Raw genomic sequence first — 25,654 nt, forward strand, 5'->3', positions numbered from 1 at the left:
TTAGTGTACTACCTCCGCTTTTGGCATTTGTTCTGCTGTAAATGTCATAGATTCGATAACACGTACCATTGCTTCTGCTGTATCTAGAGATGTTAGACAAGGTACACCATTTTCTACAGACTCACGACGAATTCGGAAGCCGTCACGAGCTGGTTGCTTGCCTTTTGTTAATGTATTGACAACAAGCTGAGCTTCCCCATTTTGAATAAGGTCAATCAATGTTTGTCCTTTCGCCCCGATCTTACCTACTACATCCGTTCTTACGCCTGCTGCTTCAAATGCTTTTGCTGTACCTTCAGTAGCTACAATGCGATAGCCTACTGTTGAGAAGCGTTTTGCTAATGCAATCGCTTCTTCCTTATCTTTATCAGACACAGTGAATAATACAGTACCTTCTGTTCGTATTTCCATACCTGCTGCAACTAACCCTTTATAAAGAGCTTTTTCTAATGTTGCATCTTTCCCCATTACTTCACCAGTAGATTTCATTTCAGGTCCTAATGTAATGTCTACACGACGTAATTTAGCGAATGAGAACACTGGTACTTTTACAAATACGCCTTTTTGCTCCGCTGCTAAGCCTGTTGGATAGCCTTGCTCTACAATGGATTTGCCAAGGATTGCTTTTGTTGCAATATTAGCCATTGGAATATTTGTAATCTTACTTAGGAACGGTACTGTACGTGATGAACGTGGATTTACCTCGATGACAAATACTTCGTTTTGTGAAATAACATATTGAATGTTCATTAAGCCGATGATGCCTAGCCCCTTCGCAAGACGAGTTGTATAGTCAACTAATGTATCTTTTTGTGCCTGTGTTAATTTTTGCGGTGGGTAAACAGAGATTGAGTCACCAGAGTGAACTCCTGCACGCTCGATATGCTCCATAATTCCTGGAATTAACACATTCTCACCGTCACAGATAGCATCTACTTCAATTTCCTGACCTGTTAAGTAACGGTCTACTAATACTGGATGATCTGGAGATGCCTCTACTGCATTTTCCATATAGTGCTGTAATTCTTCTTGATTATAAACAATTTCCATAGCACGTCCACCAAGTACATAAGAAGGGCGAACAAGCACTGGGAAGCCTAGACGCTCACCAATGGCAAGAGCTTCCTCTGTAGAAACCGCTGTTTCTCCTTGAGGTTGTGGAATATCTAATTCACGTAGCGCCTGCTCAAATTTATCTCGGTTTTCTGCACGGTCAATATCCTCAAGAGATGTACCTAGGATTTTCACGCCATTAGCAGCTAATTTATCAGCAAGGTTGATAGCCGTTTGACCACCAAATTGAACAACAACACCAATTGGTTGTTCTAAGTCGATAATATGCATAACGTCCTCAATTGTTAATGGTTCAAAGTATAACTTATCGGAAATTGAGAAGTCTGTTGACACCGTTTCTGGATTTGAGTTGATGATGATTGCTTCATAACCCGCTTCTTGAATCGCCCATACTGAGTGTACAGTGGCATAGTCAAATTCTACCCCTTGTCCGATACGGATTGGACCTGAACCAAGTACCACAACAGAAGGTTTTTCTGACTTAATCGATTCATTTTCGTCTTCATATGTGCCATAGAAATATGGTGTTTCTGATTCAAATTCTGCTGCACATGTATCCACCATTTTATAGACCGGCATAATGCCATGCTCTTTACGATAAGCGTAAAGATCTTCTGGTGTCGTTTCCCAAAGTTCAGCAATTTTCTTATCTGCAAAGCCTAAACGTTTAGCTGTTCGAAGTACGTCTTTGTCATTCTTATTGTCAGCAAGTGTTTGTTCCATATCCACAATATTTTTAAACTTATTTAAGAAGAATAGATCGATTGCTGACCATTCATGAATTTGTTCAATTGTTACACCTCGACGTAAAGCTTCACCGATGAAGAATAGACGTTCATCCCCAGCCTTGCGAATACGTTTTTCAATCCAAGAATCTGAATTTTCTTCAGCATGTTTTAACTCTAAATGTACTTGACCTGTCTCAAGAGAACGAACCGCTTTTAGCATAGCTTCCTCAAAAGTACGACCTAACGCCATTACTTCACCAGTCGCTTTCATTTGCGTACCAAGATTACGTTTAGCAGATTCGAATTTATCGAATGGCCAGCGAGGAATTTTTGCTACGATATAGTCCAGTGCAGGCTCAAAACAAGCATATGTTGAGCCTGTTACAGGGTTCTTAATTTCATCTAACGTTAAGCCTACTGCAATTTTAGCTGCTAGCTTAGCAATTGGATAACCTGTTGCTTTTGATGCTAATGCAGATGAACGAGAGACACGTGGATTTACTTCAATCACATAGTAATTAAAGCTATATGGATCAAGTGCAAGCTGTACGTTACAGCCACCTTCAATTTTTAATGCGCGAATAATATCGAGTGAAATATTACGTAGCATTTGGTTTTCGCGATCAGATAGTGTTTGCGTTGGTGCAACAACGATTGAGTCACCTGTATGAATCCCTACTGGGTCAACGTTTTCCATGTTACATACAACGATGGCATTGTCAGCTGCATCACGCATTACTTCGTATTCAATCTCTTTATAGCCTGCGATTGATTTCTCTAATAGACATTGCGTTACAGGTGAATATTTTAAACCCGATGTCACAATCTCTTCTAAGTCTTGATCGTTGTAGCAAATACCGCCCCCTGTACCGCCAAGTGTAAAGGCAGGTCGAACAATAACAGGATAGCCAATTTTCGCAACAAATCTTTTCGCTTCATCTAAGTTATGAATAATATCAGATTCAGGAACTGGAGCTCCTAGCTCATACATTAAATTACGGAATAAATCACGGTCCTCTGCTTTATGGATGGCATCTAATTTAGTACCAAGAATTTCAATCCCAAGCTCATCTAGAATACCTGATTTGTCTAATTCGATCGCCATATTTAGGCCCGTTTGACCACCAAGTGTTGGTAAAATCGCGTCTGGGCGTTCTTTACGTAATATACGCGATACAAAATCAAGAGAAATTGGCTCAATATAGACTTTGTCTGCAATTTCTGTATCTGTCATGATTGTAGCAGGGTTTGAGTTGATTAAAATAACGCGGTAGCCCTCTTCTTTTAATGAAAGACATGCTTGTGTTCCTGCATAGTCAAATTCTGCTGCTTGTCCGATAACAATTGGGCCTGAGCCGATTACTAAAATAGTTTCAATATCTGTACGTTTAGGCATGTTGTTTCCCCTTCCCTGCTTCTACTTCCATCATTTCGATGAATTCATCAAATAAGTGGTTTGAATCTTCTGGACCTGGTGATGCTTCTGGGTGATATTGCACAGTGAAAATTGGATATTTTTTATGACGCACACCTTCACATGTTCCATCATTTAACGCGATATGTGTTAATTCTAAATCAGTATCTTTCAATGATTCGATATCGATCGCATAGCCATGGTTCTGAGATGTTAAATCTGTACGACCTGTGCGTAAATCTTTTACTGGATGGTTACCACCACGGTGTCCAAACGGTAATTTAAAGGCTTTCGCACCACTTGCTAAAGAAAAGATTTGATGGCCTAAACAAATACCGAACATTGGCACTTTTCCAATTAAGTTACGTACTGTTTCAATGCCTTCTTGAACATCTTCAGGATTTCCTGGTCCATTCGACAGCATGATGCCATCTGGATGCCAAGCTAAAATTTCCTCAGCTGACGTATTATAAGGTACTACTAGCACATCACAATCACGTTTGTTTAATTCACGTAAAATCCCATGCTTCATACCATAATCAATTAGGACAACTCGTTTACCACGTCCTGGAGATGGGTAGGCCGCTTTTGGTGATACTTCACGAACATGGTGCGTAATGGCTGGCGTTGCTTGTAATTGTGCCACAATTTCATCCACATTTACTTCTTCATCAGCAGCTGTCAAAATCGCTTTTACGGAACCTTTACTACGAATAATACGTGTTAATTTTCGTGTATCAATCCCTTCAATTCCTGGGATATCCTTTGATGTCAAATAGTCATCTAAAGTTAAATCACAGCGGAAATTCGAAGGATTTTTAGCTAATTCACGTACAACAAATCCACGAATGGCTGGCGTAATCGATTCAAAGTCATCACGGTTAATGCCGTAATTACCAACTAAAGGATAAGTTAAAGTGACAATTTGTCCATAGAATGAAGGATCTGAAATCGTTTCCTGATAACCCGTCATCCCTGTTGTGAATACAACCTCACCTTGTGAAGCGCGCTCGCTACCAAATGCTGTACCTGTAAATACTGTGCCATCTTCTAAAACTAGTAAACGTTTTTTCATTACTCTGCCTCCTGATATACGATATTGCCTTCAAAAATCGTTAGTACTGGCCAACCCTTTGCCACCCAGCCATTGAATGGTGTATTACGACCTTTTGATACAAAGCCTTCTGCATCAATCGTTTGTTCTTTTTGAGTATCAATTAAAATCATATCCGCTGAAGCACCCACTTCTAATGTGCCATATGGCAGATCAAAAATCTCAGCTGCTTTCACTGTCATCCAATCAACTAATTGTTTTAACGTCCACTTTCCTGTTTCTACAAACTGTGTATAAAGTAGTGGGAAAGCTGTTTCGAAACCTACAATACCAAATGGTGCGCCAACCATACCGCAGCATTTTTCTTCTACTGTGTGTGGCGCATGATCTGTTGCAATGCAGTCGATTGTGCCATCAAGTAGTGCTGCATGTAGAGAATCTTTATCATCCGCTGCGCGTAATGGTGGATTCATTTTCCAATTCGCATCATCAGATGGAATATCCATCTCTTCTAGTAATAAATGATGTGGACAAACTTCTGCTGTGACACGGATTCCTGCAGCCTTTGCATCTCTGACCGCACGCACTGATTCCTTCGTCGATACGTGACAAACATGGTAACGAGCGCCTGCTGCTTCTGCAAGTAGTACATCTCGTGCAATTTGTACGGATTCACAAATGGAAGGTATTCCTGGGAGGCCTAGCTCTTTATTACGCTTTCCTTCATGCATAACACCATCATAGATTAATGAGTTGTCCTCACAATGTGCTACAACGACCATATCGTGCTGGGCTGCATCTTTCATTTGCTCATACATCGTAGAGGCTAGCTGAATGCCAACACCATCATCTGAGAATGCTACTGCTCCATGTGCTTTTAATTCTTCGATATTTGTTCGAACCTCACCCGATATATCCTTTGTTAGGGAACCATATGGGAGTACTCGAATAACAGCGCTGTCCTTAATGAGCCCATTGATGAGCTGCATGTTTTCAACTGAATCAGGTACTGGCTTTGTATTAGGCATTGCGCAAATTGTTGTAAAGCCACCTTTTGCTGCTGATGCCGAACCTGTTGCAATGGTTTCCTTATGCTCAAATCCTGGCTCTCGTAAATGTGTATGAACATCGATAAAGCCTGGTGCCACGATTAAACCATGTCCTTCAATCAGTTCTGCACCTGCTACAGTTACATCCTGACCAATAGCCGTAATCTTTCCGTCTGCCATTGCAATATTGACTGTCTTCAATTCACCTTGTTCATCTAGCATTTGTACATTTTGAAGTACCTTTGTCATGTTATTCTCTCCCCTTTAAAATGGTTTCCATAATAGCCATCCGTGTGTAAACACCGTTCCGCACCTGTTCAAAAATTCGAGAGCGATCACACTCGACTAACTCAGAAGCAATTTCGACATCACGATTGACGGGTGCTGGATGCATGATAATGGCTGATTCTTTCATTTGCTTTTCTCGTTCAATTGTTAAACCAAACTCTTGATGGTAACCTTCCTTTGAGAAGCTTTTATTTACCTTATGACGTTCATGTTGCACACGTAGTAACATAATGACATCACTTATTTCGATCAGATTATCCCATGAATGGTGCGCTTCAAAACCGCCAGACCATTCTTCCGGACAAAGGAAATGAACATTTGCCCCTAAATTTTGTAATGCTGTTGCATTTGATTTCGCTACTCGACTATGTGAGATATCTCCAGCAATTGTGACATTCAACCCCTCGAAATAGCCAAACTCTTTTTTGATGGTATAAAGATCCAATAAGGATTGTGAAGGGTGCTGTCCAGCACCGTCCCCTGCATTAATAATCGCTACATTAATACCATCCAGCAGCTCATTGTAATACTCATCTTCTGACGCTCGAATGATGACAGCATCTAAACCAATCATTTCTAAAGTTTTGACAGTATCGTACATCGTTTCCCCTTTCGTAACACTCGAAAACCCTGCATCAAAAGGAATAACATGACAGCCAATTTTGTATTCTGCCATTTCAAAGCTTGTTTTTGTACGAGTACTTGGTTCAAAGAATAGATTGGCAACTTTGTATGTTCGAGATAACGATGATGTTTCACCATTTTCAAATGCTTGCGCAAGATCTAGGATTTGGTTAATCTCTTCTGTTGTTAAATGTTCCATCGATAATAAGTTCTTCATCATGTGACCTCCATTAGGTTGTGAATCGTGAACGTCTATGTATGACGTCCTCTGTATATAAAGTAAAAGCCTCGTTGATGTCATCAACGAGGCATGAGGAGGCGTGACAAACTACAGCAAGACATACATCCTACTTCAGCCTGTCCACAACTTCCCTTTTTTTGCCTCTCTGGACAATTCATTAAAAGGTACTACTATGAATCTTTATTTTGATTGTATTGTACGGGTATATCAGCTTCTTTTTTACCTGGTAGAATCGCATTTAATAGCACACCGATAATCGCTGCTAGTGCCATTCCTTCCACACTCAATGATTCTGAGATTACAAACTTGGCACCACCAATACCAATGACTAAAATTACTGAAGCAATTACTAGGTTACGACTGTTACCAAAATCAATATGATTATCTACTAGCATACGTAAGCCACTTGCTGCGATAATTCCGAAGAGTAAGATGGAAACTCCACCAAGTACTGCGGTTGGAATCGTTGCAATTACGGCCATTGCTTTCCCGAAGAATGATAGTAAGATAGCAACCACTGCTGCCCCTGCAATAACATAGATACTGTATACTCGAGTAATGGCTAGGACACCAATATTTTCACCATACGTTGTTTTCGGAGGACCTCCGATTAAAGCACTCACAAATGTACCAAGCCCGTCACCTAGTAGCGAACGGTGTAGTCCTGGCTCTTTAATATAATCCCGATCTACTACTTTTCCTAATACTAGTTGATGACCAATATGTTCCGAAATTGTTACAATTACGATTGGCACCATGATAAGTAGAATTTTTGTTGTTATTTCAAACTCATAATGCACACCTGGTAGTAAGAAATCAGGCATTGCGAAGAATTTTGCTTTAGCAATCGGTGTATAGTCTACTATGTCGATCAGCATGGAGTAAATGTATCCTACAATTAGACCCATCAAAATTGGCATAGTGCTTAAAATTCCTTTAAAGAAAATCGTAAAGATGATAGCTGTAAAGACCGTCACTAAAGCAGCTGAGAAGTGTAAAAAGCTATACTCTCCATTGACATTCATCGCCATATTCACAGCCGTACCAGAAAGTCCAAGCCCAATTACCATAATTACTGGGCCTACCACAATCGGTGGCAAGATTTTCATAATCCACTTATAACCACTTTTCCAAATAATTAAGGATACAATTCCGTACGTAATGCCGACAGCCATGGCACCGATCATGGCATTGCCTGGGTTTACACTTGAACCGTCTTCATTTAAACCACCTGCAGCAAGTAAAATTGGTGCAATAAAGGCGAAGGATGATCCTAAATAAGCGGGTACCTGGAATTTCGTAATTAATAGGAAGAATAATGTAGCAATTCCGCTTGTTAAAAGGGCAATCGCTGGACTAAGTCCTACTAACTGCGGTACTAAAATCGTTGAACCAAACATCGCAAACATATGCTGGAAACTTAATGTCACTAGCTGGAGCGGGGTCGGTTTATCCTTAATATCTAAAACTGCATTTGACATACTGTTTCCTCACTTTATTGTTCGTCTTCTTTGTAAATAATGACGCAATCATCTCCGTCAACTTCCTGTAAATTGACAACAATGCGCTCAGAGCCAGAAGTTGGAACGTTTTTTCCCACATAGTCTGCTCTAATTGGTAGCTCTCGATGTCCTCTATCCACTAGAACGGCAAGCTGAATTTGTGCAGGTCTTCCTAAATCCATTACAGCATCTAGAGCTGCACGTACTGTTCGACCTGTATAAAGTACATCATCTACTAAGATGATCTTTTGATTTTTCACTTGATACTCGATATCAACTTGTTCTACATGTGCTTGTTCGTTTTCATGTTTTGTTGTTAAATCATCTCGGTAAAGTGTAATATCAAGTTCCCCTGTACGAATTGGTTTACCTTCTATTTTTTCAATTCGCTGTGCTAAACGTCTGGCTAGAAAGGCACCTCTTGTTTTAATGCCAACTAAAATACATTCATCAATTCCTTTATTACGTTCAATAATTTCATGGGCAATACGTGTTAATGCTCGTGTCATTGATGGGCCATCTAATAATTCATTTTGTGCCATATTCTTATCCTCCTCTCTTCAATCTAGTGTTGGCCATGTGTCCATAAAAAAACCTCTCGAGGCGAATAGCCTGAGAGGGTTGTATACGTGTCGAAAAAACATGTTGGAAAAATTTGCAGCACAAATTTCCACAACACTATCACATGTCCCTTCTCAGCCTCTCTGGACTGCCATTAAAGGTGAATATTTAGTTAGGTTGTTCATTCACTGTCGTTAGTATAGACTTTCTTTTCGTATACGTCAATGCCTATTTCGTAAATCATTTAATAATTGTTCATAATCAGCAGGAAGTGGTGTTTCAAACTCCAAATATTCTCCAGATGAAGGATGATCAAATCCTAAAGTCGCTGCATGTAAAACTTGTCCACCAAAGTCGATTGTCTTTTTCGGACCATATTTTGGATCTCCAACAAGTGGGAAACCAATATAATTCATATGCACACGAATTTGGTGTGTACGTCCTGTTTCTAAACGGCATTCCACTAGCGTATAGTCACCAAAACGTTCAACAACTTGGAAGTGTGTGACAGCATGTTTACCATTATCAACGACTGCCTGTTTTTGGCGATCTTTTTGATCACGTCCAATTGGCGCATCAATTGTCCCCTTATCATGTGCAATATGCCCGTGGACAAGAGCAATATATTTACGAGTAACTGTTTTATTAACTAATTGATTGACTAATGATTCATGAGCCGTATCGTTTTTAGCAACCATCAATAAGCCCGATGTATCTTTGTCGATACGATGGACAATTCCTGGTCGTAGTACACCATTAATCCCTGATAAGTCCTTACAATGATACATTAACCCATTTACCAGTGTACCTCCCATATGGCCCGGTGCTGGATGTACCACCATACCCTTTGGTTTATTCACAACAAGAACATCTGCATCCTCATAAACAATATCTAAAGCTAAATTTTCTGGGACAACATCCAATTCTTCCACTTCTGGTACATCAATAGCGATGATGTCACCAGCTTTCACCTTATATTTTGCCTTTACAGCATCACCGTTTACTTTAATGACTCCCTCACTAATCCAGTTCCCAATTTGCGTGCGTGACCACTCAGATTGTATGCTGGAAAGTGCTTTATCAATGCGCTCTCCTTGTTGCTGTTCTTCGATTGTATATGTTACTTGCGTCATTGTTTCACCTGTTTCTTCTCTTTTTTATCTTCCATAATTAAGCCAATCATCAGCACAACTACCGCTATTGTTAATGCAGCATCCGCTACATTAAAAATAGGGAAATCATAGTTAATAATTGGAATTAATACATCTACAAAATCGACCACTTCTCCTCTAAATAGACGGTCAATAAAGTTTCCTACTGCACCACCAAGCAAGAGCATTAAGCCGACTTGAAAAACAGGCTTTCCCTTTGCTTCTTTATGATAAAAATAGATAATCGCACAGATAACAGCAACTGTAACAATACTAAACAGCCACATTTGCCCCTCTAACATCCCCCATGCTGCTCCTCTATTTCGATGAGACAAAATACCAAACCATGGGTCCCATACAGCAATGCGTTCAGCATATTCCATATTTTTCACAATTAGCCATTTTGTCCATTGATCCAATAAAACGACAAAAGCGGCTAATCCATAATATTTATACACAGACATTCCTCCGTTCACTCAACATCTTACCTATTCTACCATAACAGTACCATTCACAATAACTAATATCACATCTAAATATGGCTGATTCTAAATCTCTTCAAGAAATATAAAAAGGCTATCCCTATTACGTTTACGCAATAGAAATAGCCATAACTTATTGGTTAGACAGTTTCAGATTCTTTTGAATGTACTCGCTTCATGAAGTCATTTACATCAGCAGGTACTTTACGATCTATTAATGACACAATAATAACAGATAAGAAACCCACAGGCACAGTCACAATACCTGGAATTTTAAACTGCAAGAAGCTTGGTAACGTTCCTGGTAAAAAGATCATCCACATCGACACGCCAAGTCCTATTAATAATCCAGCAATGGCTCCCTTCTCTGTCATGCCTCTCCACCAAATACCTAAAATAAATATTGGTGTAAATGTACTTGCAGCGACAGTAAAGGCGAGCGCCACTAAATGACCAATGGATGCATCTTTTACAAGTAAGCCCAATGCTCCATATAAAATACCTAATAATACAATAGCCACTTTCCCAGCAATCACTCGTTGCTTTTGTGTAATATCCTTTTTCATGATATTGGCATATAAATCATGAGCTAGTGCACCTGAGCTTGTAATAAACAACCCTGAAAGATTGGAGAAGATCGCTGCAAATGCTCCTGCTATAACTAATCCTAGTAGCCATTTGCCCCCTAGTGCAAGGGCTGTAGTAGGAATAACCATATTATTACCACCTAGCACTAAATCACGCATAACTTCCTCACTAGCTGTTCCAGAAATGAAAATAGATCGACCTACAACACCTAAATAAACAGCTAACAAGAAGAATGCACTTGCAATCCCAATGGCCATGAGTGCAGATTTACGTGCTGCTTTAGCACTTGGATTTGTATAAAAGCGCAATAATATATGAGGAAGTCCAATTGTACCTAGCGCTAATCCAATCGTCATACTAATGGTTTGCCAGAACGTCGGGAAATAGAAGCCCGTGCCTGTCCAAGCAGCACCATCAAAATTTATTTCATTGCCATCTAAGGCATACGGTGAAGTGCCTGTGATCGGACCACTAAATGAATGGATGGCTGCTAAAATTTTATCGTAATGCAAACCACCATAAACCGCTGCAATTAACATCACGATAAACGCACCAAGACGAATCCACAACTCTAATGCTTGGTTGATGGTTGTGCCTTTCATACCTCCAATACCTACATAAAAAATCATTACCACACAAGTAAAAATAATGCCAAATTCATAAGAAGTACCAAAAAACATACTTAAAATTTGTGCAGCACCTAATAATTGGGGAGCTGCATAAAAACCAGAAATAGCTAAAACCACTGCCACTGCTACAAGCCGTGCTCGTCTACTGTGAAAACGATAGCCTAAAAAATCTGCAACAGTAAACGCACCAAAGCGTCTTAAAGGACCCGCCACAAAAATCGCTAATAATGTTAACCCAATGGAGAAGCAAAAAGCATAATAAGCACCATCATATCCAAGTTGAAATGTTAAACCTGCGATGCCCAGGAATGTTGCTGCACTTAAGTAATCCCCACCGATAGCAGAACCATTTGTAAACCATCCGAAGCTTCGGCCTCCTACAAAGAAATCCGATGCTGTTGCATTTCTTTTTGTTAAATACGTAATGTATACAATTGTTCCCATTAAAGCAATGGTCATTAACATCTTTGGTTCTAATAGAGCTTCCATCATTCAACATTTCCCCCTTTGTTCCAACTACTTATTTGCTATATCGTATTTTTTTAGACGTTTCTCGTACATGGCTGTGTGAACATATGCAATAATAAATGCCATAGCCATCATTACAATCGTTGTCACAAACCATGTGACTGTCATACCACCCCAGATCTTCTTAAATGCAAATGCTGGCGCAAACCAATTCATAACAGGGATACTAAAAATCAATATAAAATAAAATATCGTTAAACCTAAACCTGTAGTAAATTCATCTTTCATAATTTTGTTTGTTGTCGCATCTAAAGGTGGTAGATCTCTCACATCAATTGTTCCTGCTTCTACATAGTCATAATCATGACTGCCTACTTCCGCCATCAGCAAACTCCCCCTTTTCTGATAAGTGAATAATTGTCTGAAATTTCAAATTATTATTCACTACAATTATTCTATTCTATTTCAACTTCAATATAGATATAAAATATTGCTGTATTAGTACAAAAAATTGCTATTTTAAGTTAAAATATTTTTATCTTTTTATTCGTAGGGAGCTGATAGCATTTTAAAGGTGGTATGGTATATGGAAAGCTCATTTGACAAGCAGCAAATGAGTGAATGGTTAAAAGAAGTTTTACCAAACGCTTTAGAAGAATGTAAAGTGCCAAAGCCAGAAGATGAGGTCATTATTGTCTATGAAGTCAATCGGTTATTTGATTGGGTAAAGATTAATCGATTAAAAAGAAATTATCCTAATAGTATAATTGTCCCGTTTGTTACAGAACACCTTACCTACTCGACTGGTATAGCAATTGAATTAGCTTTACCTGCACTTCTCATAAAACCATTACAAAAATCAAAGTTTTTGCGAATCGTAAAAAAGCTGTATACGTCCTATCAGGAAAAAAAGGCGAGTACACTTACAATGCTTGAGCTATCACAACAAGTATCCCAACAACATACCTCTCCATTCAGGGAAGCATTTTTAAAACGTCTGATCCGCGGAGAAATTGACAATGAACAAGAAATAATACAATCTGCATCATTTTTATCGACAAGCTGTATTCCTAATATTGTATTTTTAATTCAAGGCTATATTGATGGGGATAATAAGAGAGCTCTCCCACATGATGCAAGTAGTCGTATTACAACTGTTTTTCGCCAGCACTTTGCTGATAAGGCCTCAATATCCTTTTTACATTTTGAACGCTATTTATTACTTCTCATGCGAATTCCGTCTGAGTACAACTCTTTTAAACATTGGACAGAGGGTGAAGCCTGTTTATTAGAGGTGATCGAGACACTAAAAAGGGATTATTCTATTCATCTTTTTATGGGGGTTGGGGGTGTATTTCAGGATGCTATGCAAGTGAAGGAATCCTATAGTCAGGCAAGAAAAGCACGTAGAAAACCACCTATTCATAATATACACATCAGATATTACGAAGATTTAACTAAACATGAGCAGCTTCAAAAAGCTATCCAGTATATTGAAGAACATTACGATGAACAATTGACCATTCGTGATGTTGCAAAATATATTAACTTTAGCCCAACTCATTTTAGTAGACTATTTAAAAAAGAAACGGGTCGCAATTTTGTTGACTATGTTGCTTATACACGTATTATCAAAACCTTACCTTTTTTACGCAAGTACGACTACACCATAGAAAAAATCTCCTTCACCTGTGGCTTCAATACACCAAATTACTATAGTTTAACCTTTAAAAAATATGTAGGTATCTCTCCTACGGACTATCGCAATACGACAGAAATTTTATTTAAATAATGGAAAAGAATCTGCAAAACTTCCATGAAAAAAGCAAGCCTCCATCAAGGAGACTTGCACATCCTCTACATTAAAATGCAGATTCTTATTATTTATCGTTTAAACGTAATACTTTTCTACAACGTCTGCACAACGAGCACATACTGTAGGTTGCGCCTCATTTGAACCAACTGTTTCAGAAATTGACCAGCAACGCTCACATTTTTCACCTGTAGCCTTTTCAACAACAATGGAAACATGCTCAAGTGCTAAAGCCTGTGCAGGTGCCTCTTCAATGGCAGCTACCTCAAAAGCTGAAACGATAGAAAGTTGTGCAAAGTCAATGTTCGCATCATTCAATAATGCAACAACATCTTCTTTTGCGTAGACAGTGACTTTTGCTTCAAGTGATTTACCAATTGTTTTCGCATTACGTGCTTCCTCTAATGCTTTTAAAATATCATCGCGTACATCAATAATTTTTTCCCATTTTGTACGTAGGCTATCAAAATTCGCTTGAACATCTACCTCTGGGAAATCTGTTAATTGAACAGAAACTTCTTCTACAATACCTTGAGCATGTAGGTAAGACCACATTTCATCTGTTGTATGTGGGATAATTGGTGTCATGATTTTTACCAATGTCATCAATGTATCATAAATAACTGTTTGCATCGCACGACGATCCTTATTGTCATGACCCTCGATATAGACTACATCTTTTGCAATATCAAGATAGAATGAAGATAACTCCACAGCTACAAAATTATTGACTACATGATAAACAGCAGCAAAATCATAGCGATCATATGCAGCACGCACAGCTTTTAAGACATCCTGTAAGCGCATATACACGTATTGATCCATTTCACGAAGCTCTGCATAAGCTACACGATCTTGCTTTGGATCGAAATCAGCAATATTGCCGTGTAAGAAACGGAACGTGTTACGAATTTTACGGTACACTTCTGACACTTGCTTTAACATATCCATAGAAATACGCACATCAGCTGTATAGTCTACAGAAGCAACCCAAAGTCGAAGAATATCTGCTCCATACTGATCCATTACTTTTTGTGGAATAATGACATTTCCTAATGATTTACTCATTTTACGTCCTTCACCATCAAGAACGAAACCATGTGTTAAAAGTCCTTTATATGGTGCGTAACCATTGATAGCTACAGATGTAATTAGTGATGAGTTAAACCAACCACGGTGTTGGTCAGAGCCTTCTAAATATAAATCAGCTGGATATTTCATGCCTCGTTCAACAAGTACACCTTGGTGAGATGAACCTGAATCGAACCAAACGTCCATAATATCATTTTCTTTTGTAAATTCGCCGTTCGGGCTACCTGGATGTGTAAAGCCTTCTGGTAATAATTCTTTCGCTGTTTTTTGGAACCAAATATTTGATCCATGCTCACGGAATAATGCTGAGACATGACTAATTGTTTCAGGTGTAATAATAGGTTCACCATTTTCAGCATAGAAAATTGGAATTGGCACACCCCACGCACGTTGACGAGAAATTACCCAGTCTCCACGATCACGAATCATATTATAAAGACGAGTTTCTCCCCAAGCTGGTGTAAATGCTGTTGCTTTTACAGCCTCTAATAACTCCCCACGGAATGCTTCAACAGATGCAAACCATTGTGGAGTCGCACGATAAATAACAGGCTTTTTCGTACGCCAGTCATGTGGATAGGAGTGCGTAAAGAAATCAAGCTTTTCTAATGCTCCTACTTCTTTTAGTTTTTCTGTGACTAGTTTATTCGCATCATTATAAAACACGCCTTCAAAGCCAGGTGCTTCGTCTGTATAACAGCCACTATTATCAAGAGGACTAAGAATACCTAAACCATATTGTTTACCAATATGATAATCGTCTTCACCGTGTCCTGGTGCTGTATGAACACAACCTGTACCCGCTTCAGCAGTTACGTGTTCACCTACCATAATAAGAGATTCACGATCATAGAATGGATGTTGCGCTACAATACGATCTAGTGCCTCACCTTTTACTTCTTGTACAACCTCATAGTCTTCCCATCCAAGCGTATTTGCCACTGACTCTAATAATTCTTTGGCAATGATGAATTTTTTATTAGCCACTGCAACTACTACATAGATAAATTCAGGATTCAAAGAAATCCCTAAGTTTGCTGGTAATGTCCATGGTGTTGTTGTCCAAATGATAAATTTTGCATCTTCTGGAACAACGCCCTTCGCATCCTTAATAGCAAAGCTTACATAAATTGATGGGGATTTGATGTCCTTATATTCAATTTCAGCTTCCGCCAAAGCAGATTCAGAAGATGGAGACCAATAAACTGGTTTTAACCCTTTATAGATATACCCTTTTTCCGCCATTTTACCGAATACTTCAATTTGACGTGCTTCAAACTCAGGCTTCAACGTAATATAAGGATTTTCCCAATCACCTCGGATGCCTAGACGTCGGAATTGAGCACGTTGATTGTCAATTTGCTCGTAAGCATACTCTTCACAAAGTTGGCGGAATGCTGCTACTGACATTTCTTTACGTTTTACACCTTTGTTAGTCAATGCTTGCTCAATTGGTAAACCATGTGTATCCCAGCCTGGAATATAGTTGACATGGTAGCCAGTCATTGAACGATGACGTGTAATCATATCCTTCAATACTTTATTTAGAGCATGGCCGATATGGATATCACCATTTGCATAGGGAGGACCATCATGTAGAACAAATTCTGGACGACCTTCCGTACGTTCCATCTGTAATTTGTTAATATCCATACCATTCCATTTTTCTTGCATTTTTGGCTCATTCGCTGGTAAATTTCCACGCATTGGGAAATCAGTTTTTGGCATTAATAAAGTATCTTTGTATTCAACCATTAAAATTCCTCCTTTATTTTACATAAACAGTTAGACATTTTTCTCATAAGACAGTTATTGGCAATTTTATCTAAAACGATTCGGAAACAAACAAAAAAAGCCCTCAATCCCACTAAGGGACGAGAAGCTTCTACTCGCGGTACCACCCTACTTGTAGCACAAAAAATTGCACTACCTCTTAAAAGCACATTTAACGTCGTGCATCACGAAATAACCTACTTTTTTCAGTTATTTAGCTCAGAAGTGATGTTCAATGCTAGTTGTATGTTTGGGCTCTCACTGTCCCCAAATCGCTTAACAACGCCTAACAAATACTGTCTTCGTCTCTGCTTTTATGCATATCTGTTCAAAATAATTACTATTACAAAGTATATGAAATTCACACAATCGCGTCAAGTTTCATTTGTCAATTGCAAAAATTAAAAAGAAAAGTTAAATATCTTCAGCATCCTGTGCTTCATCAACAGATGCTTGAATTTCTGTTAAATCAATATCATATTGCAGCAAATGATCCCAATCATCTGCATTTAGTAAATCTAGCTGTGCTTCTACAAGCATCTTGAAACGATTACGGAATACCTTAGATTGCTTTTTCAGCTCATCAATTTCAATTGTCACCTTACGAGCCTTCGTCAAAGCTTCATTGACAATTCGATCAGCATTTTTTTCAGCTTCTTTTACAATGAGCTTTGCCTCTTTTTGAGAATTTCTTCGCACTTCATCAGCCGCTTCTTGTGCAACGACAATAGACTTCTGCAAAGTTTCTTCTAAGGAGTTAAAATGTCTCGCTTGTTCTAAAGCCATCTCTAATTGCTTATCAACTTCCTTTTTTTCACGAAGCAGAATTTCATAGTCTTTAATAATCTGATCTAAAAATTCATTTACTTCATCTTCAGCATAACCTCTGAAGGCTTTTGTAAACTCCTTATTATGTATATCAATAGGTGATAATGGCATACAATCCTTCTCTCCTTTACATGTACATTCGTAACTCCTATTATACAATTGTTCCGACAACTTAGCAGTAAAAATTAATGAAATTTACTTCACTTTCAGCTTTTTTGGGCCAATCGACCGATTTGAAGACGGATTTTATCTTTTTTTGTTCGGCCTTCAGTCATAATAATTTTCACCCGACCACTTCCTCGTATTGATAATATATCTCCTTCTTGTAATTCAAAAGCAACTGTATCTCGTTCTGTCCAATTAACACGCACTTTTTTTCCAGTAATTAAAGCTTGAGCTTTTTGGCGTGATACATTTAATATAGTCGCAATAATTACATCTAATCGCATCGAAGATACTGTATGAGATTCCTCCAACCATTCTTCCTCATTAATAATAAGGGACTCTGATTCTTTTAAAGACTCGATATGCACCTTTACTTTACCAATACCTGTTAAATGTAACCGAACATATTCTGCTACTTCTTGAGCTACAACAAATTGCACCTGCTGATCATTTACACGTATATCGCCAAATTTGCCACGGTTTAAACCTAATGATAGCAATGCACCTAAAACATCGGGATGTCGTAATTGGACAAATTTCACCGGGTACTGAATCGTAAATGCTACTAACTGAAAGTCTTCATTTGTCGCTTCATAGTAAGTAGGAAAAATGAGCATACGCTGCCTCTCTGCCCCTTCAAATAAACCTGTACAGGCAGTTTTCAGGGTATCATCTTGCCCGATAATCGATGTCACAATAAAACGCTGTCTTGGGTCAAGAAAATCTGTCAGCTTAGGTGCATAACGATCTTCAACCTCACGCTGCCAGTTTATTACCTGTTCAATAAAGGGCTGTTCATCTTTTCGAAAATGCTGTATTAAGTGTTCCATCTTGTTGTCTCCTCTTTCACTCGTTCCTTTTTGCTTTATTAGTTGGAAACTTAGTATTCCCAATTAATGACGTTTGGACGTCATTGTTTTAAAATTTTTTATTAGTCGCTTTAATAGCGGAGATAATTAAAATAAATAAAAAATCCCCACCAAAACGTGAGGATTTATTTCTAAGCGAACATAAAATATATTTTCTGAATGACTATATAAAGCCCTCTTTCTATAAAATTCAGCATAAAGATGGCTACAATTGGCGAAATATCAATCATACCAAGTGGCGGAATGAATTTTCTGAAAATCCCTAAATATGGCTCACACACTTTTTCAAGCATGCGACCAATGGCTGAATTTTGAGCGGCAGGCACCCAAGACATTAAGATATATGCAATTAGCATGAATGAATAAATCTTAAATGCTAATGATACATAACCAAGTATAATAAAAAAAGTCATATAAACTACAATCCTCGCTATTAATTATCGTCTAAAATAAAGTTTGTAATTTCACCAGTCACTTCTACATTATCTGGCGTACAAAGGAAGATATCTTTACCGATACGTTGAATATCTCCAGCAAGAGCATAGACTGTACCACTTAAAAAATCAATAATGCGTTTGCCTTGCTCTCGTTCAATACGTTGTAAATTGACAATTGTTGCGCGTTTATTTTTTAAATGCTCTGCGATATCCTGTGCTTCTGCATAAACTCTCGGTTCTATTAAAACAACTTTTGCTCCCTTAGAACTCATCGCTGCCTGCAAACTGACAATGTTATTAGGAGTTGCTGTGCTTTGTGGCATGATTTCATGAATAGGTGCTTTGCGTTCTTTCATCATTTTTTTTGGCTTAACTGAATGAATCGGTTGCTGTTGTTGTATGGGTTGTTGTTGCTGAATAGGAGCTTGCGTGATTTCTTCTTCTAATTCTTCTTCAAGGTAAAAGAAGTTTTTAATCTTATTTTTCATGCTCATCCTGTTCCCCTCTTTCATTTCCAACAAGAGCCGTTCCGACTCGAACAAAAGTAGCCCCTTCCTCTACCGCAATTTCAAAGTCATTAGACATGCCCATTGATAACTCGGTACAAGGTGCGTGTGCGAATCCTTGCTCGGCTATTTGCTGTTGACATTGTTTTAATTGCTTGAAAACAGAGCGAATAATTGCTTCGTTTTCGGTGTTTGGTGCCATAGTCATTAAACCTACAACTTGAATTTTAGTAAAACCTTTTAATGCTTCTACAAAAGGCAAAACTTCTTCGATAGTTAACCCATGCTTTGATTCTTCACCAGAAACATTTACTTGTACAAAACATTTAACAGGTTGTTCTGCTCTTTTTTCAATTTCTTCTGCCAAACTCAAACGATCTAAGGAGTGCAAATAATCGATGCTGTTTATCACTTGTTTTACTTTACGTGTTTGAAGCGACCCAATGTAATGCCAATGTACATCAGCGTGAATCTCAGTAATTTTGCGATGTAAGCCTTCTGGTCTGTTTTCTCCTAAATGAGTGAGTCCTGCTTCAATTGCTTCTTGCGTTCTTTCAACAGAAACTTCCTTTGTCACGGCAATTATTTGGACTTTCTCGCCCTCACGATTCCCTTTTTTTTCTGCTGCTGTTATTAATTCATTTAGTTTGTTTAAATTTGTTAAGATTTTTGTCACTGTTTTTCCCAACTTTACAACAATAGTTTCTTTTATTGTAACAAGCAATGCTTGATTTATCAATGAATAGCCTGACCTATGTCAGCATACAATCCTCATAATTTTAATAAGCCTACGTCTTAGGAAAGGGCTTTGACTAAAATGACATCCTTGCCAACAACAAGCACATCCTTCATATACACTTTCCTCACAGACTCTTCGCCTTTAAAAAAACCAAGATATTTGCGAGGCTCTGCAATCAAAAATGCTGTCACATAGCCCGTTTCTTTTGATACTTCAGCATCTATTACAAAGCCTATAAATCGTCCATTTCCTGCTTCAATGACTTCTTTTTGTTGTAACATCGAAAAACGCAATGACATACCTCCTCTATTGTTTACTTTCGTATAATCATTTCTACCATCAAACTTTGCTGTTACATTATATTTATGTATTACTTGTTCATTGAATGAAGATAAAATGCGCACCGAATTATACGATGCGCATTTTTTTATTTGTAATCTTTTTGCATTGTTTCAATTGCATTTTTTTCAAGACGTGATATTTGTGCTTGAGAAATCCCAAGTTCTTTGGCAATCTCAGTTTGGGTTTCTCCATAATAAAATCGTTTGGCAACGATCATTTGCTGACGTTCATCTAGCTTTTGCAAGCTTTCCTTTACCGACACATAGGCAACCCATTGATCCTCAGATACATCATCATCACGTAATTGGTCCATCATATAAACAGCATCTCCGCCATCTGAATAAATGGGCTCTTGTAATGAAACTGGATCTTGAATTGCATCTAAAGCAAATAAAACATCTTCCTTTTTCATGTCAATCATTTCAGCAATTTCTTCAATCGTTGGTTCTCGCAAATTATCGGTTATCCATTGCTCTTTTGCCTGCATTGCCTTATAAGCTATATCTCTTAGAGAGCGAGATACACGTAATGCATGATGATCACGCAGATGGCGACGAATTTCACCAATAATCATTGGTACAGCATATGTCGAAAATCGTACATTATGCTTTAAATCAAAATGATCAATGGCTTTCATGAGGCCAATACAGCCCACTTGAAATAAATCATCTGCCTGTTCACCTCTATAGGCAAATCTACCGACAATACTAAGCACTAGCCTTAAATTGCACATCACAAGCTCTTCTCTAATCTCTGTTTCTCCAGCTTGTAACCGGATGAAGAGTTCCTTCATTTCCTCGTGCTTTAGAATTGGCAAAGTCGATGTATCTAAGCCGCAAAGATCTACTTTTGTTCGCATATTCGATTCCTCCGGATGTTATTCTCTGACTAAACCGTGACATCAGTTTGTCCGAGAGAAACAAGAATATGCACAAAAGCTGCGACCAATTTTAGGTAGGTTAAATTTCCCTTTCTAAGAAATTGGTTGATTTAAATTTTCACGTAAATCTTGAATAATTTTCTTTTCTAAACGGGAAATATATGATTGCGATATGCCTAAATGATCTGCAACTTCTTTTTGTGTCATTTCAACTTTTCCATTGAGACCAAAGCGACATTCCATAATATAACGTTCACGCGCACCTAGTAAATTAATAGCGTGGAACATATGCTGACGTTCAATTTTTTTCTCCACATTATCTAAAATAATATGCTCTTCTGTTCCTAAAATATCTGACAGTAATAATTCATTTCCATCTGCATCAGAATTTAGTGGCTCATCTAAGGATACTTCACCCTTCATACGACTTGTTTTTCGTAAATGCATTAAAATTTCATTTTCAATGCAGCGTGATGCGTATGTTGCAAGCTTAATATTTTTATCCGTATTGAACGTCTCAATCGCCTTTATTAAACCAATGGAGCCAATGCTGATTAAGTCTTCGATTGGCGTTCCCGTATTATCAAAACGTCTAGCAATATAAACAACAAGACGTAAATTACGTTCAATTAGTGTGTCTCTAGCTCGTAAATCACCGTTCATAAAGGATGCAATGACTGTAACTTCTTCTTCTCGACTTAATGGCACTGGCAATGAATCATTTCCCCCTATATAGTACGTTTCACGACTCCGAAACTTACTCCATAATTTTTTCAAGCTAGCAAGTAGCCTAAGAAGCAATAGTTCTCCCCCTCTATGAGTTATTTGAAAGCGCTGAAAAATGTAAAATTGCTGCTGTGCTATGTGGAAAATTTTTAGCTTTTTTGGTTAATACAATATATTCATTCATTTTCACTTGTGAAGGCTCCCCCTTTATATGCCACTCATCAAAGCGAAAACCAAGGACAACGGTTTGCTGTTGTACTGTATTGACATGAATAAATCGTATATAACGCTGATAATCTTCTGAAAACATAGATACATTGTACGGATCTGTTTCTTGCCATTCCATTAATGCTTCCCTGAACGCCGAAGGTAAATGTGGTCTCAAAGCAGTATAGGAAACAAAATGAACCGGTTTGCCTGATAATGGCTCAATAGCTTGATTTCCTGTATCTACAAAGGCAGAAAGTGGTATTGTTGCCCCAAAGATTGTTAAAGTTGTATCAAATACAAATTGACCACTTAAGCGTTCTAACTTTACAAAACCCCATTGCTTATAAAATGCAACAAGATTTAAAACTGCCAGCAAAAAGCAAATGATTATGAAATGGATGGCAGAAAGATTTTTTAAAAAAGGTTGTAGTGCTGTTAACAATCCGCCAATAACGATCGTTGCTGTTAACACAATCGGTCCTTGCTTCTGAAAGCTTCGAATCTTAAAATGAAACGCTATACCAATTAATAATATAAAACTAAGAATTGTCGTCCACAGCATTTGACCGCCAATGACAGCTACAAAACTACTACAAATAGAACTCATTAATAATCTTGAATTTTTTACAAGGACTCCTGTTACTCTTGCCGTAAACGTGAGTATCGCTAGATTAAAAAGCGTATTAATGAGCACCAGCCATTCTCCATACATAACAGCCGCCTCCTACTTACAAAGTTAGCACGTTACTCCCACAAATATTGTCAAACAATCGCATCATTTCCTAAAAATGTTTTGACAAAAAACATGGTTTCCTTACACATTTGAACATCATGACAGTCAATATAAAAAGCTCGTATTTTACATATGTAAAATACGAGCTTTTTAGAAGTTAATTAACCACGATTTTTGCGGTTACGTAAAAATGCTGGAACCTCAAGCATGTCATCCTGTGCATAATTTTGCTGATTTTGACGTGGCTGCTCATGTTGCACATGCATTTCTTGTCGTTGTTCACGAATAGGTGCTTGTTGCTGTGGAGCAGATTGTCTGTTCATGTTAAGTGTCGGTTTTGCTGTTGGTCGTTGTTGCTGTAAAGCTTCCTCTGTGAAGCCTGTCGCAATGACTGTAACAATGATTTCATCTTTAAGATTTTCATTAATAACAGAACCGAAAATCATATTTACCTCTTCATCTGACGCAGAAGCTACGATATCTGCCGCTTCTTGTACTTCAAATAAGCTAAGATTTGAACCACCTGTAATGTTCATAAGAACACCTTTTGCACCGTCGATAGACGATTCAAGCAATGGACTTGAAATAGCTTTCTTTGCAGCCTCAGAAGCTCTGTTTTCGCCTGTCGCGATACCAATTCCCATTAAGGCTGAACCTTTGTTGGACATAATCGTTTTCACGTCTGCAAAGTCTAAGTTAATAAGACCCGGTGTAGCAATTAAATCTGAAATACCTTGTACACCTTGACGTAATACATTATCGGCTTCTCTAAATGCTTCTAGCATTGGTGTTGATTTATCAACTATTTGTAGTAGCTTGTCGTTTGGTATCACAATCAGTGTATCTACTGCTTCTTTCATACCGCCAATTCCACCGATTGCTTGTGTTTGACGCTTACGACCTTCAAAAGTAAATGGACGTGTGACAACACCTACTGTAAGGGCTCCCAATTCACGTGCAATTTGTGCAATCACTGGAGCTGCACCCGTACCCGTTCCGCCGCCCATACCAGCAGTCACGAATACCATATCGGCTCCTCGTAAAACCTCTTCTAGCTGTTCTCTGCTTTCTTCTGCAGCTTTTTTCCCTACTTCAGGATTTGCACCTGCACCTAATCCACGCGTTAATTTAGCCCCAATTTGTAGCCTTACTTCTGCTTTGGATAAATTTAATGCCTGTGCATCCGTGTTAACTGCGATAAAATCAACACCCTGCACACCATGTTCTATCATTCGATTGACAGCGTTGTTACCGCCGCCACCAACACCTATGACCTTTATTACTGCAAGTTCATCAACACTTGTATCAAATTCTAACATCTCTTTTTCCTCCCACGGTAACTCGACTCTGTATCATTCATTACGCATTCTAGTTAATCAAAGAACTTATCAAATAATTTTTTTGCTCTCCCAATTACGCTTTCTTTTGGTTCTGAAGGTGCAGAATACTCTTGCTTTTTGCTTATAGCTGGTTGAGCCCCTACAACTGCATATTCAACAGGCTGCGTATTCGTACTTTTACCGTAAAAATCATCTTCTAAATAGGCGTAACGAATAAGTCCAACTGCCGTCGCAAATGAAGGCTCTCTAACCCCGATATAATCGGGTGTATAGATTCTAACACGCGTTTGTAGAATTTGACGTGCTAATTGGGCAATCCCCTCAAGCTTTGCAACACCACCAGTTAAAACCACACCGCCTGGTAAATCTCTAACACCTAAACGCGCTAATTCATCTATAACTAGCTCTAGTAATTCTTCTAATCTAGCACCGATAATCTCCGATATATAACGTTGGCTGTACTGATCAGTAGAATCTGTACCTACGACGGGCACTTCAAAGAGTTCGTCATCTGATGCGTCATCATAAAAGGCATGTCCAAACTGGTGTTTAATTTGTTCTGCTTGTTCTGTTGGTGTTTTTAAAACGATTGAAATATCCTTCGTTATATGATCACCACCAACTGGTATGACACCAGTATGTGTTAATAAACCCTCTTCAAATACTGCGATTGTTGTAGATCCGCCACCTAAGTCAATAAAGGCAGTTCCTTGGTTTTTTTCATCTTCTGTTAAAGCAAAATAGCCCGATGCTAATGGCTGCAAATATATTTCTCGTATACTTAAACCCGCTCGCTCAACACAGCGAAGAACATTGTGTAAAAGCGTTTTGGATGTCGTTATCATTGTTGCATCCATTTCAAGACGAATGCCAATCATACCACGAGGATCTTTAATTTCATCAAGGTTGTCCACAATAAACTGTCTTGGAATGATGTTAACTAATTCACGTTCAGGAGGTATTGACATGACTTGTGCAGATTCTACCACTCTGTCTAAATCATCATCTGTAATTTCTCTATTTTCACTATTTACAGCGACAACACCTTTAACTAGCTGTAACATCGTCTGGTTAGCTGGAACGCCTAAAACGACTTCATGGATTTGATAACCCGTCATTCGTTCGGCCTGTTCTATTGCTTTTCGAATAGATTGTACTGTTGCATCAATATCAACAATTGCACCTTTTCGAACTCCATTCGACTTTACATTTCCGACGCCAATTACATGTAATTGCCCGTCACTCATTTCACCTATTAATACCTTGACAGAGGAGGACCCAATATCAAGGGAAATGTATAAATCTTGCTGATTCAATTCGCTGCACCTCCTTGAAAAATGCTCTTGTT

The 25,654-nt window shown here is 38.4% G+C and carries 23 protein-coding genes and 1 other annotated feature; of the genes, 1 reads left to right on the plus strand and 22 read right to left on the minus strand.

Annotation, left to right across the window (positions count from 1 at the left end):
• From carB to V1L66_RS18050, 10 genes are all read right to left on the minus strand, one after another.
• Window positions 1-3,198 (minus strand): carbamoyl-phosphate synthase large subunit, encoded by a 3,198-nt coding sequence (gene carB, locus V1L66_RS18005; RefSeq protein ID WP_333006117.1) that lies wholly within the window; start codon window positions 3,196-3,198, stop codon window positions 1-3.
• On the minus strand, window positions 3,191-4,291 hold the full coding sequence (gene carA, locus V1L66_RS18010; RefSeq protein ID WP_016994256.1) for a glutamine-hydrolyzing carbamoyl-phosphate synthase small subunit: 1,101 nt from the start codon (window positions 4,289-4,291) through the stop codon (window positions 3,191-3,193). The genes carB and carA overlap by 8 nt, the downstream gene beginning before the upstream one ends.
• Window positions 4,291-5,568, minus strand: a complete 1,278-nt coding sequence (locus V1L66_RS18015; RefSeq protein WP_103117551.1) for a dihydroorotase — start codon at window positions 5,566-5,568, stop codon at window positions 4,291-4,293. The genes carA and V1L66_RS18015 overlap by 1 nt, the downstream gene beginning before the upstream one ends.
• Window position 5,569: 1 nt before the next feature.
• Window positions 5,570-6,448, minus strand: coding sequence for an aspartate carbamoyltransferase catalytic subunit (locus V1L66_RS18020; RefSeq protein WP_016994252.1), 879 nt, complete (start codon window positions 6,446-6,448; stop codon window positions 5,570-5,572).
• Window positions 6,449-6,642: 194 nt separating this feature from the next.
• The gene (locus V1L66_RS18025) at window positions 6,643-7,953 is read right to left on the minus strand and encodes a uracil-xanthine permease family protein (RefSeq protein WP_016994250.1); all 1,311 of its coding nucleotides are present in this window, start codon (window positions 7,951-7,953) and stop codon (window positions 6,643-6,645) included.
• A 14-nt stretch (window positions 7,954-7,967) separates the two neighbouring features.
• Entirely contained in the window at window positions 7,968-8,516 is a 549-nt protein-coding gene (gene pyrR / locus V1L66_RS18030; RefSeq protein WP_016994248.1) for a bifunctional pyr operon transcriptional regulator/uracil phosphoribosyltransferase PyrR, read from the minus strand.
• 240 nt (window positions 8,517-8,756) lie between these two features.
• Window positions 8,757-9,668, minus strand: coding sequence for an RluA family pseudouridine synthase (locus tag V1L66_RS18035; RefSeq protein WP_016994246.1), 912 nt, complete (start codon window positions 9,666-9,668; stop codon window positions 8,757-8,759).
• On the minus strand, window positions 9,665-10,144 hold the full coding sequence (gene lspA / locus V1L66_RS18040; RefSeq protein ID WP_016994245.1) for a signal peptidase II: 480 nt from the start codon (window positions 10,142-10,144) through the stop codon (window positions 9,665-9,667). Before lspA ends, V1L66_RS18035 begins: the two co-directional genes overlap by 4 nt.
• 164 nt (window positions 10,145-10,308) lie before the next feature.
• Window positions 10,309-11,877, minus strand: a complete 1,569-nt coding sequence (locus V1L66_RS18045) for a cation acetate symporter (RefSeq protein WP_016994242.1) — start codon at window positions 11,875-11,877, stop codon at window positions 10,309-10,311.
• A 24-nt stretch (window positions 11,878-11,901) separates the two neighbouring features.
• Window positions 11,902-12,237, minus strand: a complete 336-nt coding sequence (locus V1L66_RS18050; RefSeq protein WP_036077146.1) for a hypothetical protein — start codon at window positions 12,235-12,237, stop codon at window positions 11,902-11,904.
• A 202-nt stretch (window positions 12,238-12,439) separates the two neighbouring features.
• Between V1L66_RS18050 and V1L66_RS18055 the strand changes: the two genes are divergently transcribed.
• Window positions 12,440-13,645 carry an AraC family transcriptional regulator gene (locus tag V1L66_RS18055; protein WP_036077145.1) on the plus strand — a complete coding sequence of 402 codons (1,206 nt, stop codon included), beginning with the start codon at window positions 12,440-12,442 and terminating at the stop codon, window positions 13,643-13,645.
• 99 nt (window positions 13,646-13,744) lie between these two features.
• Here the strand turns inward: V1L66_RS18055 and ileS are convergent, their stop codons facing one another.
• The 12 genes from ileS to ftsA all read right to left on the minus strand — a co-directional run bounded on the left by ileS (window position 13,745) and on the right by ftsA (window position 25,622).
• Entirely contained in the window at window positions 13,745-16,513 is a 2,769-nt protein-coding gene (ileS, locus tag V1L66_RS18060; RefSeq protein WP_333006118.1) for an isoleucine--tRNA ligase, read from the minus strand.
• Between the two features lie 112 nt (window positions 16,514-16,625).
• Window positions 16,626-16,849 (minus strand) — a binding site (T-box leader).
• 96 nt (window positions 16,850-16,945) lie between these two features.
• Window positions 16,946-17,470 (minus strand): DivIVA domain-containing protein, encoded by a 525-nt coding sequence (locus V1L66_RS18065; RefSeq protein WP_016994237.1) that lies wholly within the window; start codon window positions 17,468-17,470, stop codon window positions 16,946-16,948.
• Between the two features lie 95 nt (window positions 17,471-17,565).
• Window positions 17,566-18,354: an RNA-binding protein gene (locus tag V1L66_RS18070; protein ID WP_016994236.1), complete on the minus strand. Its 789-nt coding sequence runs from the start codon at window positions 18,352-18,354 to the stop codon at window positions 17,566-17,568.
• Window positions 18,355-18,524: 170 nt separating this feature from the next.
• Window positions 18,525-18,806, minus strand: a complete 282-nt coding sequence (locus V1L66_RS18075) for a YggT family protein (RefSeq protein WP_004227322.1) — start codon at window positions 18,804-18,806, stop codon at window positions 18,525-18,527.
• 20 nt (window positions 18,807-18,826) lie between these two features.
• Window positions 18,827-19,324, minus strand: coding sequence for a cell division protein SepF (locus tag V1L66_RS18080; RefSeq protein ID WP_004227319.1), 498 nt, complete (start codon window positions 19,322-19,324; stop codon window positions 18,827-18,829).
• On the minus strand, window positions 19,308-20,012 hold the full coding sequence (locus tag V1L66_RS18085) for a YggS family pyridoxal phosphate-dependent enzyme (RefSeq protein WP_036077201.1): 705 nt from the start codon (window positions 20,010-20,012) through the stop codon (window positions 19,308-19,310). The genes V1L66_RS18080 and V1L66_RS18085 overlap by 17 nt, the downstream gene beginning before the upstream one ends.
• A gap of 119 nt (window positions 20,013-20,131) precedes the next feature.
• Complete coding sequence (locus tag V1L66_RS18090) at window positions 20,132-20,374, minus strand: PRC-barrel domain-containing protein (protein WP_225340754.1); 243 nt, start codon at window positions 20,372-20,374, stop codon at window positions 20,132-20,134.
• A 128-nt stretch (window positions 20,375-20,502) separates the two neighbouring features.
• Window positions 20,503-21,276, minus strand: a complete 774-nt coding sequence (gene sigG / locus V1L66_RS18095) for an RNA polymerase sporulation sigma factor SigG (RefSeq protein WP_004227313.1) — start codon at window positions 21,274-21,276, stop codon at window positions 20,503-20,505.
• A 114-nt stretch (window positions 21,277-21,390) separates the two neighbouring features.
• Window positions 21,391-22,098, minus strand: a complete 708-nt coding sequence (gene sigE, locus V1L66_RS18100; RefSeq protein WP_009373518.1) for an RNA polymerase sporulation sigma factor SigE — start codon at window positions 22,096-22,098, stop codon at window positions 21,391-21,393.
• A gap of 13 nt (window positions 22,099-22,111) precedes the next feature.
• Window positions 22,112-22,945 (minus strand): sigma-E processing peptidase SpoIIGA, encoded by an 834-nt coding sequence (locus V1L66_RS18105; protein WP_036077139.1) that lies wholly within the window; start codon window positions 22,943-22,945, stop codon window positions 22,112-22,114.
• 182 nt (window positions 22,946-23,127) lie between these two features.
• Entirely contained in the window at window positions 23,128-24,285 is a 1,158-nt protein-coding gene (gene ftsZ / locus V1L66_RS18110) for a cell division protein FtsZ (protein ID WP_004224858.1), read from the minus strand.
• Between the two features lie 53 nt (window positions 24,286-24,338).
• Window positions 24,339-25,622, minus strand: coding sequence for a cell division protein FtsA (gene ftsA, locus V1L66_RS18115; RefSeq protein WP_004224856.1), 1,284 nt, complete (start codon window positions 25,620-25,622; stop codon window positions 24,339-24,341).
• Window positions 25,623-25,654: the final 32 nt, after the last annotated feature.

It is taken from the genome of Lysinibacillus sp. IITD104 (assembly GCF_036698265.2).
Lineage (GTDB): Bacteria > Bacillota > Bacilli > Bacillales_A > Planococcaceae > Lysinibacillus > Lysinibacillus boronitolerans.